This window comes from Loktanella sp. SALINAS62 (assembly GCF_018263905.1).
Lineage (GTDB): Bacteria > Pseudomonadota > Alphaproteobacteria > Rhodobacterales > Rhodobacteraceae > Loktanella.
In genome coordinates this window covers 79803-98579 of record NZ_JAAFZU010000030.1, presented here as the reverse complement: position 1 = coordinate 98579, position 18777 = coordinate 79803, and the positions used below count along the sequence as shown (strand labels likewise).

At 60.4% G+C, this 18777-nt stretch carries 12 protein-coding genes and 2 pseudogenes; 10 read left to right on the top strand and 4 right to left on the bottom strand.

Going from position 1 to position 18777, the window contains the following annotated elements; all coding sequences use genetic code 11:
* Positions 1–345 precede the first annotated feature (345 nt).
* Positions 346–696, top strand: a pseudogene (locus tag GZH79_RS11555) (IS256 family transposase); the annotation flags it as partial.
* 134 nt (positions 697–830) lie between these two features.
* Here the strand turns inward: GZH79_RS11555 and GZH79_RS11550 are convergent.
* The 3 genes and pseudogenes from GZH79_RS11550 to GZH79_RS11540 all read right to left on the bottom strand — a co-directional run bounded on the left by GZH79_RS11550 (position 831) and on the right by GZH79_RS11540 (position 3758).
* A complete protein-coding gene (locus tag GZH79_RS11550; protein WP_211643941.1) occupies positions 831–2255 on the bottom strand; it encodes a C69 family dipeptidase in 1425 nt (474 codons plus the stop codon).
* A 153-nt stretch (positions 2256–2408) separates the two neighbouring features.
* A pseudogene (locus tag GZH79_RS11545) lies at positions 2409–2612 on the bottom strand (transposase); the annotation flags it as partial.
* A 114-nt stretch (positions 2613–2726) separates the two neighbouring features.
* Complete coding sequence (locus GZH79_RS11540; RefSeq protein ID WP_211643940.1) at positions 2727–3758, bottom strand: LacI family DNA-binding transcriptional regulator; 1032 nt, start codon at positions 3756–3758, stop codon at positions 2727–2729.
* 195 nt (positions 3759–3953) lie between these two features.
* Here GZH79_RS11540 and GZH79_RS11535 point away from each other — a divergent pair, with 195 nt between their 5' ends.
* The 4 genes from GZH79_RS11535 to GZH79_RS11520 are packed head-to-tail and all read left to right on the top strand — an operon-like array spanning position 3954 to position 9119.
* Positions 3954–4976, top strand: coding sequence for an ABC transporter substrate-binding protein (locus GZH79_RS11535; RefSeq protein ID WP_211643939.1), 1023 nt, complete (start codon positions 3954–3956; stop codon positions 4974–4976).
* Between the two features lie 53 nt (positions 4977–5029).
* On the top strand, positions 5030–7240 hold the full coding sequence (locus GZH79_RS11530; RefSeq protein WP_211643938.1) for an iron ABC transporter permease: 2211 nt from the start codon (positions 5030–5032) through the stop codon (positions 7238–7240).
* Positions 7237–8292, top strand: coding sequence for an ABC transporter ATP-binding protein (locus tag GZH79_RS11525; protein ID WP_211643937.1), 1056 nt, complete (start codon positions 7237–7239; stop codon positions 8290–8292). Before GZH79_RS11530 ends, GZH79_RS11525 begins: the two co-directional genes overlap by 4 nt.
* 8 nt (positions 8293–8300) lie before the next feature.
* A complete protein-coding gene (locus tag GZH79_RS11520) occupies positions 8301–9119 on the top strand; it encodes an inositol monophosphatase (RefSeq protein ID WP_211643936.1) in 819 nt (272 codons plus the stop codon).
* A 416-nt stretch (positions 9120–9535) separates the two neighbouring features.
* Here the strand turns inward: GZH79_RS11520 and GZH79_RS11515 are convergent, their stop codons facing one another.
* Entirely contained in the window at positions 9536–10279 is a 744-nt protein-coding gene (locus GZH79_RS11515) for a hypothetical protein (protein ID WP_211643935.1), read from the bottom strand.
* 548 nt (positions 10280–10827) lie between these two features.
* Here GZH79_RS11515 and GZH79_RS11510 point away from each other — a divergent pair.
* The 5 genes from GZH79_RS11510 (at position 10828) to GZH79_RS11490 (ending at position 18445) form a co-directional block, all read left to right on the top strand.
* A complete protein-coding gene (locus GZH79_RS11510; RefSeq protein ID WP_211643934.1) occupies positions 10828–12699 on the top strand; it encodes an efflux RND transporter periplasmic adaptor subunit in 1872 nt (623 codons plus the stop codon).
* Between the two features lie 717 nt (positions 12700–13416).
* On the top strand, positions 13417–14856 hold the full coding sequence (locus GZH79_RS11505) for an HlyD family secretion protein (protein WP_211643933.1): 1440 nt from the start codon (positions 13417–13419) through the stop codon (positions 14854–14856).
* A gap of 35 nt (positions 14857–14891) precedes the next feature.
* Positions 14892–15677 (top strand): SapC family protein, encoded by a 786-nt coding sequence (locus tag GZH79_RS11500; protein ID WP_211643932.1) that lies wholly within the window; start codon positions 14892–14894, stop codon positions 15675–15677.
* A gap of 9 nt (positions 15678–15686) precedes the next feature.
* Complete coding sequence (locus GZH79_RS11495; protein ID WP_211643931.1) at positions 15687–17663, top strand: hypothetical protein; 1977 nt, start codon at positions 15687–15689, stop codon at positions 17661–17663.
* Positions 17660–18445 (top strand): efflux RND transporter periplasmic adaptor subunit, encoded by a 786-nt coding sequence (locus tag GZH79_RS11490; RefSeq protein ID WP_211643930.1) that lies wholly within the window; start codon positions 17660–17662, stop codon positions 18443–18445. Before GZH79_RS11495 ends, GZH79_RS11490 begins: the two co-directional genes overlap by 4 nt.
* Positions 18446–18777: the final 332 nt, after the last annotated feature.

Below are 18777 nucleotides of genomic sequence, written 5' to 3'. Positions count from 1 at the left end.
CCAGCGCTTCGCCGCCGAAGAAGAGGCCGATCAACCCGGCCACGATGTAGATGTAATCCAAGACGCTTCCCCACTTGCCGACACTGCCGCTGCTGCTGCGGAGGTAGGTGTGCAACGACGGTTTGAATAGTGATCCCGCAAAACTGTTCCGACGCGTGGCAGAGATGTGCCACAGATGGGACGGCTGCCTGACCGCTGAGCCCGCGCGCCATGTCGGCCAATCAGAAGGGGAGGGCAGGAGCTTCCCGAGAGCTATGCGGGAATTTGGGTGATGGCGTGATTTGAAAGGCGGCGTATCGTGGTGGTGTCAAAGCCAACCAGAACCTCACGAGGAGCGATACGCCTATGAAGACCGATACAACGATCCTACCCTTTCGCCAATCTGAATCGATAGCGGACCCTTTGACGGAGCTTGCGCGTGAAGGCGCGCGACGGATGCTGTCAGAAGCGCTGAAAGCTGAAGCCGACGCGTTTGTAGCAAGCTTTGCCGATGAGCAGCTGGAGGATGGTCGCCAACGGATTGTGCGGCATGGGTTTGGCCCAGAGCGGAAGATCCAGACGGGGATTGGTGCGCTGGATGTCCAGCGGCCCAAAGTGCGCGATCGGATGGATGCACTCGATCCTGCCGAGAAGATCCGGTTTACCTCGAACATCCTGCCCAAATGGGCGCGTCGTTCGGTGAGTTTGGATGCCTTGCCGGCCCATACCGGCCATTGATCACAAACGCTGCGGTGCGACGTTACCGGACCGGACATCTGCTACGGCTTGCTTGACCTGCGTTGCAATCCCACGGCCGCCCGGCCTGCATTGAAAAACCACATGGATCACGATTACCATAGCTGTTTCGGTGATATTGGTGGGCCGCCGCGATTAAGACGCTTGGACATGCGCAGAACAGTGAGCCCGGCATCAACAAGAAGCTTGCAGTCGCCTAACGCACCTTGCAGCCATGCCTGACTTTCGCGGGTCAAAAGGCGGCGCGCTAAATGGGCCTGATCCGCTTGCAGTAGAATTTCGGCGCTTTTCAAAACCTCGGGCACCTCTTGCGCGAGGCCTTGCTCCATGCGGCGCCAGTGATCCCATGTTTGTTGCAGGATCGCTTTGTCCTGAAAGGCGAGATGCATCAGGCGTTTGAACTGGTACACGGCGGAGTCTGACACCTCCACGCCCTGCGCAACCTGCGAGACCGTTTCGGGAGCCACCGCCTGCATGCGACAATCGAGAAACCGCGACGATTCGCCAGTCGTCAAATAGCGATGGCAGGCATATTCGTCGGGGATGTTCGTCTGACCCATAAAGACCGGTATGAGCGGCGCTGCGACCGGCCCAATCGCGGCGTGCCACATCATGCGCAACTCGGCGAATGGCGGATGGACCAGTGGCACAACCTGACCGTATCCTGCGGTGTCGCCGGTCAGAACGGAATTCGAAATCGACCAGAATACGTCTTCGCGTGTGATCTTCGCCTCGCTCGCGGCGCGCTTGCGCATCTCGGTCTCGACCCAGATTGCACCCTGCCACGGCCCTTTGCCGTCGCCATAAATGGCGTTGACGTCAAATGGACCGCTACTTGGATCGAACCAGCCCAGATCCACGGCCGTCGTGATGAAATGTTCCGGATAAAGTATCCGTTCATCCGGCTCAGTTGGGACAATGCCAACAAAGCCGGGACGCGATGCGCGGATCTCGTCAGGGCCAAGCCGTTCGGCGACCCAAAGCCCCTTACCGCCGGAAAACTGGATGACGACCCATGCCTCGTGCGGGTCGGCGATGATGTGCGAATTGCCACCGTAATCAGAGTATCCATGCGCGGCGATCAGCGCCGCTATCAGATCGACGCCCTCTCGTGCGGTGCGGGCGCGTTCCAGCACAATACGGGCGAGGTCAGAGTAGTTCGGGCCGGTCTGGTCGGCAGGTGTCATCGCGATCAGCTCTGGCCGAGAGGCCGACCAGATGTCCCGGACCGCGACACCATGTTCGTTCAGGCCGCCATTCGTAATGGGCGCGGGCACGCCAAGATAGTAGCTGTAGCTTACGCGCAGATGCCGCGCGGTGTGGGGGGCCTGCGGGATATCGCTCCGCTGTCCCGGCAGGTCAGCTTCGGGTCCGACGCCAACGGTGATCGTGGCACCCGGCGCGTGATCGGCGCGCTCCGCGATTTCGAGCCAGTGGCTCGACGGCTCGTCACCGTAACCAGCCAGCCAGGCGTGGCCGTCCGAGGTATGGTTGCGCCCGATATAGATGCCGTAGCTCATGTCTTCTCCGTCGGCTGCATGGTCCGCTTCAGCGGATAGAGGCACGCGTGCCCGTGTTCCCGGGTGATCTGGACGTGAGGCGGCTTGGCGATGCGGCAGACGTCCACGCAAGAGCAGCGTGGTCTGCCCCCATTGAGTGGTCCGGTTTGAACGTTAGTGCATGGTCGGTCTTTGGTCTATCGGTACGATGATTTCGCGTGCCGGTGGACAGTATCCCAAAGCGCTGTGCGGTCTGACAGTGTTGTCGTGGCGGCGCCACTTCTCGATCAGGATCTGGACCTCGCGTCGCGCGGATAAGACCTCACCGGCTAAAAGCGCGTCTTGGAACCTTGCATTGAAGCTTCCGCAGTATCCGTTTCAAGGAAAAGTCGATTATCAAAATACGCGGCAGTTCAATGAAGCGTCACCTGACAAAGCTTCGGTGTGCTGTTTCGGTTGAGGGAATGGCTTTCACGCAACCGTAGCCCAAGGTCAGGCCGTTGTTGAAGTCGCACGCTGCGACAATGAAAGAACAGACGTGCGCCACGTGATGTCGGCGGACAGATAGACGGTTTTCGCCGATGTTTCGTCAAGAGGTCGCGACAACCAGTCGACGCACGCATCCACGATGCCCGGGATTGGCTGCCGGAATGTGGTCAGATTATAGGCTTCCCAACTGGCCTGCGGCACGTCGTCGAAACCGATCACGGACAAATCCTCTGGAACGCGCAGGCCGAACCGCTGCCGCGCGGCGTCAATCACGCCAAAGGCGATCAGGTCGGTGACGCAGAAAACGCCATCCGGCCTGTCAGCGCGGGACAGGATGTCGGTCCCTAACGCCAGCCCAGTTTTGTAGTGCGTCGGCCCATCGATTGCCACCATCGGGTCGATACCTTCGCCCGACAGTGCATCCAGAAATCCGCGTGCGCGCGCGGCCAGGCTGACCGTCGCTGACGCAGACATGACCAGTGCGGGACGCTTGCAGCCGACCCGCAGCAGGGTTCTGGCGGCGGTCGCCCCGGCCTGCTCGTCGTCCAGCCGGATGCGGACGGCGCCCGGCAGCTCTTCGTCACGGTTAATCAACACAAGCCGCAGACCGTTACGCTGACACAGCTCTGCCAATGCGCGATCGGGCATGCCGGACAGAACGATCGCAGCATCCGTGCGATAGCCGATCGCCTGACGCAGTGCGGCATCGACGCTGGCATCGGATCGGTCGGTGTTGATGATCATCGCGACCTTGCCTGCGGCCTGAAGCTTGGACGTCAACGCACTGACCAGCAACGCACGATAAGGCGTTTCAAGTTCGGCCACGATCAGCGCGACCAGACCGCTTTCGGCACGCGTCAGGCCTCTGGCAAGGTTGTTAACCTGATAGCCTAGCAGCTCTGCAGCGGCCATGACCTTGGCACGCGTTGCTGGCGCCACGCTGGCGCCGGGCGTAAATGTGCGACTGACCGCGGTGCGTGAAACGCCTGCGGCCTCTGCTACATCTCGCGCGCTGACGGCACCATTCGATCGCATCCAAAGCTCCTGCTTTCGTCGTCTTATTGTAACATGACTGCACAGCAGTGCAGCAAGAAGAAATCTGCCGGATTAAAGTAAAATAGTCACGCCGAAACTTTTTATTTGACAAGTGACCCGAGTCGGGACCAGCCTGATGCACAGCTGTGCAATCCTCGGGAGGAGGCGCACAGGTTCAGGGAAGGGAGACCCAACATGACCAAAGCTAAACTTGCCCTTTTGGGAACTGTTGCCGCAACCGCAGGCACTGCCGCGGCCGCACAGGATTTGAATCTGATCTGTTCGGCCGACGTGGTGATCTGCGAACGACTGGTGTCGGAATTCGAAGCGGACCACGACATCGACGTCAACATGGTGCGCCTGTCGTCCGGAGAAGCATATGCCAAAATTCGCGCCGAAGGCCGTAACCCACAGACCGACCTGTGGTGGGGTGGCACCGGCGACCCGCATCTGCAGGCTGCATCCGATGGACTGACCGCCGAATATCAATCGCCGATGATGGAGCAGTTACAGCCGTGGGCGATCAGTCAGGCGGAAACGTCGGGCTACCGCACGGTCGGCGTCTATTCGGGTGCTTTGGGCTGGGGCTACAACACCGAAATCTTTGAAGAGCGCGGCCTGACCCCGCCTGCATGCTGGGCCGACCTGTTGAACGAAGAACTGGCAGGCGAAATCCAGTTGGCCGACCCGAATTCGTCCGGCACCGCCTATACCGCGCTGGCGACACTGGTGCAGCTTATGGGCGAAGACGAGGCTTTTGCGTTCATGCGCGAGCTGGATGCCAACGTATCGCAATATACCAAATCGGGCTCTGCGCCGGTAAAGGCCGCCGCGCGCGGCGAGGCCGGGCTTGGGATTGTGTTCATGCACGATGCGGTCGCCCAGGCCGAAGAGGGTTTCCCTATCGCGGTGGTCGCCCCGTGCGAGGGGACCGGCTACGAGATTGGTTCGATGTCGATGATCGAAGGCGCGCAGAACCCGGACGAGGCAAAAGCATTTTACGATTGGGTTCTGACCGCTGAGGTGCAGTCCATCATGCCGGAAGCAGGATCGTTCCAGATCCCGTCGAACATCAACGCTGAAGCCCCCGAGGCAGCCCCCGACATCTCGACGATCAATCTGATCGACTATGATTTCGCGGAATACGGCAGTGCCGACCGTCGCACAGCCCTGCTGTCCCGCTGGGTCGACGAGGTCGGCGGAGTCGCAGCCGAATAATCGAAAGAGAGGGCGGCTGCGCCCTCTCGCACCTTCGTCCGGAGGCTGACGACATGAATCGTGACAATCGACGGCTGGACGTCTTGTTCATCGCCGCGCTGATCTGCTTTGCCGTGTTGCCATGGTATCGCCTGCGCGGCGGTTTTTTCACGCTCGACTGGGTGGGAAGCTACCTGAGCGACGATCGCACATGGCCTGGACTGACGCAGTTGGACCAGTGGTGGCTGTGGCCGGTGCCGCTGCTGATCGCCATTGCCGCCATTTTGAGGTTCACGCGTCCTGCGGGCCAGCGGGGCGGATGGCTGGCGTTGACCGGTGCGGCTGGGATCACTTGGATGGTGATCCAGGGGCTATCGGTCGGACTGCGCGGCTGGAACTGGGGCGCGCTGGAAATGCTGGGCGACGTGGCTGGGCAACAGGCTTTTGGCGCCGGTGCTGTCGGCATACTTTTGTGCTTTGCCGCCATGATCGCCTTTGGCCTTGCGGAACGCGGCGCGCTAAAGGGCGACGCCTTTGTCATCGGGTCGATCACCCTATTGATCCTGCTGGTCACGCTGTTCGTATTCTATCCGCTGCTGTCAATGTTCACCGGCGCGTTTCAGGACTACGACGGCTCTTTTACAGCCGCCGGTGTGGCCCGCAACATCGGTGATCCAAACATCTGGAGCCTGGGGTGCGTGACGGGAACCGGTGGATGCGGGGTCGCATGGCGCACGTTCTTTCTGGCGATCTGCACGGCGACTGGCACCACGTTTCTGGGACTGGCATTCGCGCTTGTCGCCACGCGCATGCGACTTCCGTTCAAGAAAAGCATCCGGCTGCTGACCGTCCTGCCGATTATCACGCCGCCGTTCGTAATTGGTCTGGCACTGACGTTGATGCTGGGCCGCGCGGGGTTTGTCACCGAATTCATCGAAGATACGACCGGGTGGGAACTGGGCCGCTGGATCTACGGCCTGACCGGAATCTGGGTCGCACAGATGCTATCGTTCACGCCCATCGCCTTTTTGATCCTGATCGGCGTCGTGGAAGGCGTCAGCCCCGCCATGGAAGAAGCAAGCCAGACCATGCGCGCGACGCGCTGGCGCACGTTCCGCCGTGTCTCTCTGCCGCTGATGGCACCGGGGATCGCAAACGCCTTTTTGATCAGTTTCATTGAATCGATGGCTGATTTCGGCAACCCGCTGGTATTGGGCGGCAATGGCGGCGTGCTGTCGACAGAGATTTTCTTTGCCGTGGTCGGCGCGCAGCACGATCCGTCACGCGCGGCGGTGCTGGCGACGGTGTTGCTGGGTTTCACCCTGTCGGCGTTTCTCGCACAGCGGCTGTGGTTGGGGCGGCGCAACTTTGCCACCGTATCGGGCAAGGGGGATGGCGGCAATCATGCCGCTTTGCCCCGCCGTTTGGCCTGGCCGATGACCGCGATCGTGGTGCTTTGGGCGGCCTTTACCGTGTTCGTCTATGGCATGATCCTGTTCGGCGGCTTTGTGAAAACCTGGGGGCTGGACCATACACTGACACTGGAACACTACGCGCGCGCATTCTCGGTTACATTTGATGGCGGCATTGCGTGGACTGGCATTGCGTGGACTGGCGTTGCCTGGAACAGTTTCTGGACGACGATGGAAATCGCTCTGATCGCGGCACCGCTTACGGCCGCCGTCGGTCTGCTGACCGCATGGTTGATCGTGCGCCAGCGGTTCCCCGGACGCGGCATCTTTGAATTTGCCTTGATGATGAGCTTTGCAATCCCCGGCACGGTGATCGGGATCAGCTACATCATGGCATTCAACCTGCCGCCGATTCAAATGACGGGAACCGCGCTGATCCTTATCTTCTGCTTTGTGTTCCGGAACATGCCCGTGGGTGTGCGGGGCGGCATCGCAGCGATGGCGCAGTTGGATGGGTCACTGGACGAGGCATCGCTCACGCTTGGTGCATCATCGCCCAGAACGCTGCGCAAGGTGATACTGCCACTGTTACGGCCTGCGATCCTCGCTGCTCTGGTTTATTCCTTCGTGCGGGCGATCACGTCCATTTCGGCAGTGATTTTTCTGGTGTCGGCAAAATACAACTTGGCCACTGCCTATATCGTGGGACTGGTCGAAAACGGCGAATACGGGATCGCGATTGCCTATTCGTCCGTCCTGATCGTCGTGATGATCACGGTCATCGGCACCTTTCAGCTGCTGGTCGGTGAACGTCGCCTGCGCCGCCGTATCGAACCTATCCCCAAGATCAAGCCCCGAGAGGTCCCGACATGACGACCCAAAGACGCGGCGCCGTTGCCTTTCAGAACGTGCAAAAGAAGTTCGGCGCTTTCACGGCCATTCCTGACCTGACCTTGCAGATCGAACCGGGCGAACTTGTAACGCTGCTTGGCCCGTCCGGCTGCGGTAAGACCACAACCCTGCGGATGCTGGCGGGACTGGAAAGCCCAACCGCGGGGCGCATCTTGATCGGGGGTGAGGATGTGACGAACCTGCCAGCCAACCGGCGCGATGTATCGATGGTGTTTCAGTCCTACGCGCTGTTTCCTCACATGACCGTTGCACAAAACGTCGCCTATGGGCTGGAATCGGGCGGCATGAAATCCGGTCCTGCCCGTGATGCAGCTGAGAAGGGACTGGATCTGGTCGGGCTGGATGGCATGGGGGAACGGTTACCGTCAGAGCTGTCCGGTGGACAACAGCAGCGTGTCGCCGTCGCTCGCGCGCTGGTTCTGGAACCGCAGGTGCTGCTGCTGGATGAGCCGCTGTCGAACCTAGATGCGCGACTACGCAGGCGCGTCAGGACTGAAATCCGACAGTTGCAACAACGACTTGGATTTACCGCAGTTTATGTCACCCACGATCAGGAGGAAGCGCTGGCGGTATCAGACAGGATCGTCGTGATGAAGGACGGACGTATCGCCCAGCAAGGCGCGCCGCGTGCATTATACGAACAACCGGCATCAGCATTTATTGCCGATTTCATTGGAGAATCGAACGTCATTTCCTGCACAGTCGAAAAGGTCATGGATGGCATCGCTCAGGTGCGCGTCGGAAACTTGACCCAGCAGGTCCCCGCTCGCAGCGCCACCGTCGGGCCGGCACAGCTGTCCGTGCGCGCCAACGCCATTACGGTCCAAGAAGGACAAGGTCCATTTGCGGGCCGCATCGCGTCTTCAGCCTATCTGGGGGACCATCTTGAATACGAGATCGACACGTCTGTCGGCTCTCTGTTCGCCGTCGATGCGGAAGGCGACATACCCCTCTCACCCGGAACATCTGTCACGCTCGGCTTTCGGTCTCGCGGACTTGCCCTTATCGAATGAAAGTCATCATGGATACCACTGAACTGGCGCGTCGCCTGGATGCAGCCAAAGACATCGCAGCGCGCGCGGGCACGCTTGCACTGCGTTATTTTCACGACCGCGATACGCTTCATATCGAAGCGAAACGGACCTTGCAGGACATGGTCTCTGAAGCGGACCGCGAGGTCGAAACGCTGATCCGCGACGCGCTCGCTGCGGCGTTTCCCGACGATGCACTGCTGGGTGAGGAACATGGCGTGACCCCCGGCACATCCGGCCTGACATGGGTAATCGATCCAATCGATGGCACGGCACCCTATTTGGCCGGACTGCCAGGCTGGTGCGTGTCGATCGGTGCCTGCGATGCTGACGGCCCGGTGATCGGTGTGATCGTCGCGCCCATGCTGGGTGAAACTTATACCGCCGCACGCGGCATTCCCGCGCGTCTGAATGGGGAACCGATCCGAGTATCCGAGAACCTAGACCTCACGACAGGGCTGCTGGGCGTCGGCGCAAACGATCGTGTCTCTGCGGACAAGGTCGGCGTGATGCTGGCTGACCTGATGGCGGCGGGTGCGAGCTGGACGCGATATGGCTCTGGTGCGCTGATGCTGGCATGGGTCGCGGCGGGGCGTTTGGTCGGCTACCTGGAACCAAGGATGAGCGCGTGGGACTGCATGGCAGCCTATTGCCTGATCGAACAGGCGGGCGGCAAGGTCCTGCCATTTCCGTTGGGTGACGACATCACATCGCCCGCGCCGGTCGCGGGCGGCAACCCACACACTTATGATACCATGCTGCGCCTGACCCGCGTCGATGACGTAGGATTCTGGCAGAAAAACACCTAGTCATCAGGACGGAACGAAAAGGATATTTTGACCACGGAAATCGCCGGACTCATTTGCCCAAAGGAGGGAATTTGGGGTTCAGGTCAGTTATCTATGGCCAGGATTGATCCACGGTCGACGGCGAAACTGGCGGTTGGCGATACTTTACTTCTGGAGGGAGCGCCCGAAGACATCGTCAGCCATGTCGAGCAGGAACAACTGATTGTTCTATCGCCGTTCGAGACACGACCATATCGGCGCACGAAGGCACCAATTGAGGTCGGAATGATGATTGGTGTCGTAGCGCTGGCCGCGTTGAACGTGGCCCCGATCCTGACATTTGCCCTGATCGGGGTCGTCGTTGTTTTGATGACAAACTGCATCGATGCGGATGAGTACGTCGGGTCAATTGACGGACGGTTGACTAGTCAGGCAGGTTACATCGACGTCGCAAACCAGATCACGACCGGAACCCCGTCTTCGCCAGAGATGTCCATGTCGCGCATCGCATCATCCACGCGCGCCTGCGCTGCGTTGTTGAATTCTTCATTTGTCACGCTGCCATCTGCATCGGCGTCCATCTCGTCGAAGCGGGAGTTGACCTTGGAGATGTCCATCATGTGGGTTTGGGCGCGGTCCATGAATTCATCGCGGCTGACGGAACCGTCGTCATCCGTATCTGTCATGGCGTAAGTGTTGCCGACTTGCGCGAAATATTCTTCGGACGTCCACTCGCGCATTTGCTCATTCGTGATGCCAGAGGGCATCGCGATCATCGGATCGTCCCATTCGTCGCGCGTGTGGTTTTTGACCCAGACATCCTCGTAGGCATTTCGGGTGTTATTAAATAGTTCTGACGGTGAAATGTCGTCGCTGCTGTCAGTATCCAGTTGGGGAAACAGATCTTCTGGGGCGGCGGTCAGGGTACGCCCGTCGGTGGCGCTCTGTGTGCAGGTCGTCCATTCATCGCGCGTGATTGCACCGTTAGCATTCACGTCGATGTCTGCGAACTGACGTTCGCGGGCGGCGATAGCCTCTTCGCTGTCGATCATGTTATCGCTGTTCGCATCTGCAGGGGCGAACGCCTGTTCGCAATAAGATACCTCAGGCGCGTCGTCCTGTGCAAAAGCCGGGACCGCGAACACTGCGGCGAGTGCGGTGCATGTCATCAATCTGGTCATCGGAAACCTCCTCTTTGCATGGACCTAAACGCGCAAGATTTTGGCGAGGTTCCACGTTGGACCATCAAGGGGTCTGTTGCAGGAGTGTGCAAAATAGGACGTTTGAAAAATAGTTCTATGAATTGAAATGGTTTTTTTGACCGTGTCAGCAGCTCAAATCTTGTTGTTTTCCGCACATCAGTTGATCGTCGAACAAGCCACTGACGTGGCCCGCGAAGACGCTACGGGCTAAATTTCCTGATGCGCGAGATCGAGGCCAGCGTGACCGATGAAGCGGTGCTGCAGACCCATGATCAGATTGCCGCGCAGACGGAGGAGGAGTTGCCGCCGCCCGAAGAGGTGCGCGCCAACTGTTGCTAACTGGCGCCTTTCGCCTGGACGGCGTGCGACATGGTCACCAAGCCTACGCCACCCAGCAGGTTGCCCACGAGACCATTAAAAAGTTGCGGTATGGCAGAATACTGATAGGGTTTGAGTGAATTTTGCGGCATGTCTCTATGCCATTCTCCTTTTTTTCAATTCGTTAGCCACCGCTTGAGGACTTAACAGTGACGGAAGAGGCACGCACTCTTTCAGCGCTCGACCCGGCGTCTTTGGGCGCCCCTGTCAGCTACGCGATGCTCGACCAGACACTTTGGGCGCAGTTTCAATCTGCGGCCGATGCCGAACAGTTCTTGCAAACGTGGCTCGCCCTGCAATGCCGTCAGTTGGGCAAGGATGCGCAGGGACTTTTGGTGATCGGAGAGGTGCCCGACAGCGGTCCGTTTCAACCTGTGGCGGCGTGGCCTGCAGGACAACGGCGGACGGCATCAATGCAAAAGGCCGCCGATCAGGCGCTGAACACCCGAAGTGCGGTCGTTTTGGGCGAGGGCGAGCCTGTACGCACCATGGCCCAGCCGCTTGTCGTGTTCGGCCAGCTTTTCGGGGCCATCGTCGTGTCTGGCGCTTTTGATGGCGTCGCAACGGCGCAACTCTTCCGGCAACTGCAATGGGGAACCGGCTGGATCGAGGCGGTCCTGCGGCGCGAGCAGGAGGTCAAGGACGGTGAACTGCGCGAGCGGGTATCGGTCGCCTTTGACATGCTGGCCACAGTGCTGGAACAACCCCGCTTTGCGACCGCCTGTAACGCTTTGGTTACCGATCTGGCGCGGCGACTGGATTGCGAACGTGTTTCCATCGGCTTTGTCAAACGCAAGCGACACCGGATTGCGGCCATGTCGCATACCTCGGGCTTTAGCAAGCGTGCGAACCTTGTGCGGGACATCGCAATCGCCATGGACGAAGCCGCCGATCAGCGGACCGTCATTCTGTGGCCCGCGCCCGACGATTGGGATTTTCGCGTCGTCCGCGCGCATAAGGATCTGGGCGAAACTTATAGCGCCGGTGCGGTTCTGACCGTGCCATTGCAAGCCGAAGGCGAGATCATCGGCGCATTGCTGTTCGAACGCCCCGCCGGTGCGGGGTTCACATCGTCCGAAATCGAGTCCTGCGACGCGGTGGCCAGCGTCATCGGGCCGGTTTTGACTGACCGGCGGGCAAATGACCGGTGGCTGACCACAAAGGTTTGGCACAGCGTCGTCGGTTTCACGAAGGCGACACTTGGGCCGTCCTATTTCGGCACGAAACTGGCGACGCTGGTGCTGGCGGCCGTGGTGGCCTTTTTTGCCTTCGCCAAGACCGACCATGTGGTCAAGTCGCCCGCACAGATCACCGGCGAGGTGCAGCGCACGATTGTCGCCCCTTTCACCGGCTATCTGGCCGCCCAATACGCCAGCGCGGGCGATCTGGTGGCCGAAGCCGAGCTTTTGGCGACGCTGGACGACAAGGACCTGACGCTGGATCAATTGCGGCTGGTCACCTCTCGGCAGCAACGCCAAAGCGAGCTGGATCAAGCACTGGCGGAACGCGATATGGCGCAGGTCAACATCATTCGCGCGCAGATGGCTCAGTCCGACGCACAACTGGCCCTAAGCGAAGAGCAACTGGCCCGGACAAAAATCCGCGCGCCATTCGATGGCTACGTGGTCGAAGGCGACCTGCGGCAGTCCATCGGGGGCTCTGTTGAACGCGGTGAGACGCTTTTCAGAATTTCGCCGCTGGGGGCATTTCGCGTGATCCTAGAGGTGGATGAGCGCGATCTGGACGATATCGTGGTGGGACAAAAAGGGAGCCTGCGGGTTTCGGCCATGCCTGAGACGCCGTTGGATTACCGCGTCGAGACAATCACGCCGCTGGCGCAGCAAAGCGACGGAAGGAACTGGTTCCGCGTGGAGGCGACCCTGCTGACAGAGGCCGCCGATCTGCGACCGGGCATGCAGGGTGTTGCGCGCACTGACATTGACGAGCGGCTGCTCATTACTTCGCTGACTGACCGGCTGGTCGACTGGGCGCGCCTGTTCGCATGGCGGTGGGCACCATGAGCCAGCGCCGGTGGTCCAGCAATGCGTGGTATCGCGTCGCCAACTACCGGCCACGTCTGCGGACCCACGCCAGTATCTACCGCCACAGTTTTCGCGGTGACATCTGGTACGTCTTGCAGGACCGCAGTTCGGGCCGGTTTCACCGGTTCACACCCGAAGCCTACCGTTTGATCGCGATGATGGACGGGGCGCGGACACTGGACCAGATCTGGACGCTGGCGTCTGACCAGTTTGATGTGGATGCAGTGACACAGGACGAACTGGTGTCGCTGGTCGGGCGGTTGCACACAGCGGATGTCCTGCGCGGCGACGTGCCGCCGGATATCGTCGAGATGTCGGACCGTGGCCGCAAGATGGAGCGGCAGAAGCTGATCAAGTCGATGCTGAACCCGCTTGCACTGCGCATCCCGGTGTTTGATCCCGACGATTTCCTGACCGCGACCGTGCCGCTGGTCCGGCCCTTGCTGTCGGTCTTTGGTGCGTTGCTGTGGTTGGCATTGGTGATCTACGGCGGCATCTTGTTCGCGATCAATGCGGGTCCGCTGACCGAAAACGCGATCGACAGGGTCCTGTCGGCTGAAAACCTGCTTTTGCTGCTCGTGTCCTATCCGTTGATCAAGGCACTGCATGAGTTGGGCCATGCCTATGCAATCAAGCGGTGGGGTGGGGCCGTCCACGAGATCGGGATCATGTTCCTTGTCTTCATGCCGGTGCCCTATGTCGACGCGTCGGACAGCATCGCATTGCGAAAGCAAGTGGAAGCGGGCCTTTGTCGGGGCAGCGGGCATCCTGGTCGAAATCGCACTGGCTGCAATTGCGATGATCGTATGGGCCAATGCCGAAGAAGGTCTGGTGCGGGCCTTTGCGCTCAACATCATGCTGATCGGCGGCGTTTCGACCCTGCTATTCAACGGCAATCCCCTGCTGCGGTTCGACGGCTATTATGTGTTGTGCGACCTGATCGAGATCCCGAACCTGGGCCAGCGCGCCAACAAATATCTGGGCTATCTGGTGCAGCGCTATGCGTTCGGCATCAAATGGGCCGAAAGCCCTGTGACCGCGCGGGGCGAGCGGGGCTGGTTCGTGGTCTATGCCATCGCTGCATATTTCTACCGCCTGTTCATCACCTTTGCGATCGTATCATTGGTGGCGACGCGGTTCTTTATCATCGGGATCGTGTTGGCGATCTGGGCCGTGTTTTTGATGCTGTTGCTGCCGGTGCTCAAGATGGGCTGGTTCCTTCTCAGCAGCCCGGTGCTGCGGCGCAAACGGGGCCGGGCGCTGGGGCTGACAGTCGCCACCATTGGCGGGATTGCCGGGGTGCTGCTGTTTGTGCCGGTGCCGCATAACACGCTTGCGCAGGGCGTGGTGTTTCCCCGCCCGGAGGCATTTGTAAATGCCGCATCATCGGGTGTGATCCGCGCGGTTCTGGTCAAATCCGGCGATACGGTTGCCGCTGGCACGCCCCTCGTCGAAATCGACGATCCGCTGCTCGCTTCGCAACGTCGGGTGCTGGAAGCGCGGCTGTCAGAACTGGACCGCAGGCTGGATGCGCAGCGGTCCATCGACCCGGTCGCCAGCAAGATCATCAAAGAGGAACGCGACGCCGGCATCGCGGAAATCGCTTTGATGGACCAACGGGTCGACGCCTTGATCCTGCGCGCAGACACGCCCGGCCGCGTGGTTCTGACCAACGAGGCCGATCTGATAGGTCGCTACGTCGAGGCCGGGCAGTTGATTGCGGTGGTCGCGGATTTCAATGACCCGCTGATCCGGATCGCCGTCCCCGAAGCCCGCGCCGAACTGGTCCGCCGCGAAACCAGAGGCCTGTCGGTCCGTTTCGCACAGGACACCGAACATGTTTATCCCGCGACCGTTTCGCGCGCCGCGGCATCGCTGTCGCGCGAATTGCCAAGCCTTGCACTGTCAGAGGAAGGTGGCGGTCCGATCCTTTTGGACCCGGCCAGCCCGCCACAGGGACGGCGCGCACTTGAAGGGGTCTATCAGATGGAACTCAGGCTGACCGAACCGCAGACCGTCACCGCTTATGGCGACAGAGTGCATGTCCGTTTTTCGCATGACACCTCGCCCTTGGCCGCCCGCCTTTACCGCAGCGCAGCACAGGTCTTTCTGCGCGTCTTTGCCCCCATCGTTTGACAACAACCAACTTCGAAACCGAAAGGAACTTTAAGATGGCTACGCAACTCTTGTTCTACACCAAGGCGACACCCGTTAGTCAGGAAAAGCACGCGAATACCTCGCTAAAGGCGGGTGAGACCTATTCCTATGCCAAAAACGTCAATTCGGTCCCGCTGACCGCGGTCGAGTTTTCGGCAGCGGCGGCGCATTACCCGATTGTTTTTGCCGGTAACGAAGACGTCGTGATGCCTTCGGCCATTCTGGGCAGCCGTGAAGACGAGAACCTGTTCGTGGACGATGACGGCCACTGGACCGGCGGCTATATCCCGGCCTTTGTGCGGCGTTATCCCTTTGTGTTTTCGACCGACAGCACCGGCAAGCAATTCATCCTGAACATCGACGAAGGTTTCGAAGGTGTGAATACGGATGGTCGCGGCGAACGGTTGTTCGACAGCGACGGAGAGCAGACCCAGTACCTTAAAAACGTGCTGAGCTTCCTGCAGGAATATCAGGCGCATTTCCGGCGCACGCAGGCCTTTTGCAAACGGCTCAAGTCGCTGGACCTGTTGCAGCCGATGCAGGCGCGATTCAATCTGGTCGGGGGCGAGGCACGTTCGCTGTCGGGCTTTCAAGTCATTGACCGTGAGCGGTTCAAGAAGATCGACGCCGACACATTGGCCCAGATGTTCAATACCGACGAATTGGAATGCGCCTACCTGCACCTGCATTCGCTTCGCCATTTCAATAGCATGGTGGGCCGGATGGCCGTGCCCGACATGGGCGATGCAGACACGGCGCCGCCCGCAAAGGAGCAGAAGGATGCAAAGGCCAAGATTTAGGTCTGAGCAATGACCGCCGCTGCCCCGCGCGACGTCCGGCTGGATTTCTACCCCGAGAGGGAAGATCCGGGTGACGACTGGATCGCCCGTGCCGAAACGATTGTTGCGGGCAGCGGACTTTGGCTGCGCCATCTGGCGCGGCCGGTGCGGGATCGGTGGGCGCTGTCCGCGATCCTGCGCAAGGCTGGCAGACTGGAACGCCTGTCTGAAGAGGCGCTGAGCGTTGAAATCGCGCAGGTGCGCAATGTGCTGCGCCGCAATGGATTGACGCGGCGGTCAATCACGCGCGCGCTGGCGTTGGTCCGCGAGGTGTGTGGCCGCGAACTGGGTTTGCGGCACCATCCCGTGCAGTTGCGCGGTGGGCTGGCGATGCTGCGCGGTGCGCTGGCCGAGATGGACACAGGCGAGGGCAAGACGATTACCGCCGCCCTTGCAGCGGCCACTGCCGCGATGTCGGGGCTGCCGGTCCATGTGATCACTGTCAATGGCTACTTGGCCGCGCGGGATTTGCAGACACTTGCACCGATCTATGACCGCTTGGGCCTGACCCATGCGTTGCTGACCGAAGATATGAAGCCGCATGAACGGCAGGACGCCTATTCGTGCAATATCGTCTATGCGTCCAACACCGAAATCGCATTCGATTACCTGCGCGACCAGATGGCTTTTGGCGACGACAAGAGCGATCTGCGACGCAGGCTGCGCCGATTGACGGGCGATGCAGCGCTTGAAAGCAAGCTGGTGATGCGGGGCCTGCATTTCGCCATCGTGGACGAGGCGGATTCTGTGCTGGTCGACGAGGCGCGCACCCCGCTTATCATCTCTCGTCAGAGCGATCCCGAGGACGAAAAAGTATGGGCCGAAACGGCCTTGCGGCTGGCCAGGGAAATGACGCGGGGCAGCCATTATAAGCTTTATCCCGATGAACGCCGTGTCGAATTAAAGGACGCCGGGCGGGCTTTTATTGCTGCGCGGGCGGGACGGCTGGGGCCGTCGTGGCGTTCCGCGATCAAGCGTGAAGAAGCCTTGCGGCAGGCCATGTCGGCGCTGAATTTCTTTACCCGTGGCGACCAGTATCTTGTGACCGACGGCAAGGTGCAGATCGTCGATGAATACACCGGGCGGGTGCAACCCGACCGAAGCTGGTCGGACGGGCTGCATCAGTTGGTCGAAGCCAAAGAAGGGGTCGAAGTCACGCCGCAAAACCTGTCGATGGCGCGCATGACCTACCAGCGCCTGTTTCGTCGTTATCGCCGGCTTTCGGGGATGACCGGAACCGCGCGTGAGGCCCGGCGAGAGTTGTGGTCGGTGTTCCGGCTGGACGTGCAGCGCATCCCGCCCAACCAACGGTCGCGGTTGCGGTTTCGCAGGCCCGTTGTGCTGCGCACGTCGGTGGCAAAGTGGGCGCGCGTGGTGGCAAGTGTGCGTGCCGAAACACTGCGCGGACGGCCAGTACTGATCGGCACGCGGTCGGTGGGCGCGTCAGAACAGGTCAGTGCTGCGCTGACGGCGGCGGGGATCGCGCACCGCGTGCTGAATGCCACGAACGACAGCGAAGAAGCTGAAATCATCGCCGAAGCCGGACAGGCCGGTCGCGTCACGGTGGCCACAAACATGGCGGGCCGCGGTGTGGATATCGGCCTGTCGCCACAAGTCGTCGCGGCAGGCGGGTTACATGTGATCCTGACCGAACGGCACGATGCCGGACGGATCGACCGGCAACTGGCCGGGCGCGCCGGTCGCCGGGGCGAGCCGGGCAGCGTGTCGACTTATCTGTCGATGGAGGACGATTTGCTGAACGTGATCCGGGCGCCGCTGTCCAAGAGCTTTTGCCAGCTTCCGCTGATTTCGCAGGGTGTGCGGTTGAAACTGTTCGACCGGGCCCAGCGCACGGCAGAGCGCGCCCATGCGCGGGCGCGCAAGGATCTGGTGCGTCAGGACAAACGACTACACAAGATGCTGTCATTCACGGGAGGTTTGGGATGAGAACGGTTTTAGCTTTGGCGATGCTTTGGCCCTCTGCCGTCGCGGCGGCGGACGTGGATTGCCTGATGGACCCTGCCGCCGTCGTCGAGGTCGGAAGCCCGGTCGCGGGCCTGCTGGAAAGCGTCCCGGTCGAACGTGGCGACGACGTGATCGCGGGGCAGACACTGGCGCGACTGAACGACAAGATCGAAGCAGGCACGGTGGATCTGCTGCGGCTGCGGGCGACGAATACCTCCGTGATCGAATCCCAGACCCGGCAGCTTGAAATGGTCGACCGGCGCTACGCACGGATCAAGGCATTGCGCGAACGCGGGGTGGCGACAGAGGAGCAACTGGATCAGGTAGAGGCAGAGCTGATCGCGTCACAAAGTCTTTTGGCGCAGGCGGAATTGAACCGGGATCTGGCGATCAAGGAGTTGGCCCGCGCCGAAGCGGCGTTGGGCCAGCGCAAGATCGTCAGCCCGCTGTCGGGAGTGGTGACAGAACGCAATCTGTCCGCGGGTGAATTCATCGGGCAGGGCGATTACCTTGTTCGGATCGTTCAGATGGACCCGTTGCGGATCGAAGCCTTTGTGCCGATATCGCTGTTTGGACAAATTACGCTGGGCCAAGACGCGACCATTCTGCCTGCCGCGCCTGTTGGCGGCGCATACAGCGCCGCGGTCACGTCCGTCGATCAAGTGTTCGACGCGGCCAGTGGCACTTTTGTTGTGCAACTGGAACTGCCCAATCCAGACGGCGCGCTACCCGGTGGACACCGCTGCACCCTGACATTCGAATAGGGATGAGGGCATTACTGGGGCGTATCAAAAGTTAATTTAACTTTTTTTCCAAAAGTCGCCTCACTTGCAGTAACCTACCCTCGACTCAACTTAAAGATTAAGCGCGTTTTGACCACTGCCGGCCTGGCTTCGTCGATCCTTCTAGCTGCACATTTTTGGACAAAAGCCAGTTAAACTGCTTCTCTTAAGGGGGGACAAGATGGCTTTTCCATTTGGCGCCAAGGCGTTTGGACTAGAGAATCGCAAGCCACGCGGTCGAACGTCTCCGTTGTCATGGTTTGGCGGTCGTACGCGCCACCGAACATTCGCAAATGTCGCGCCTTCGCCGAAGG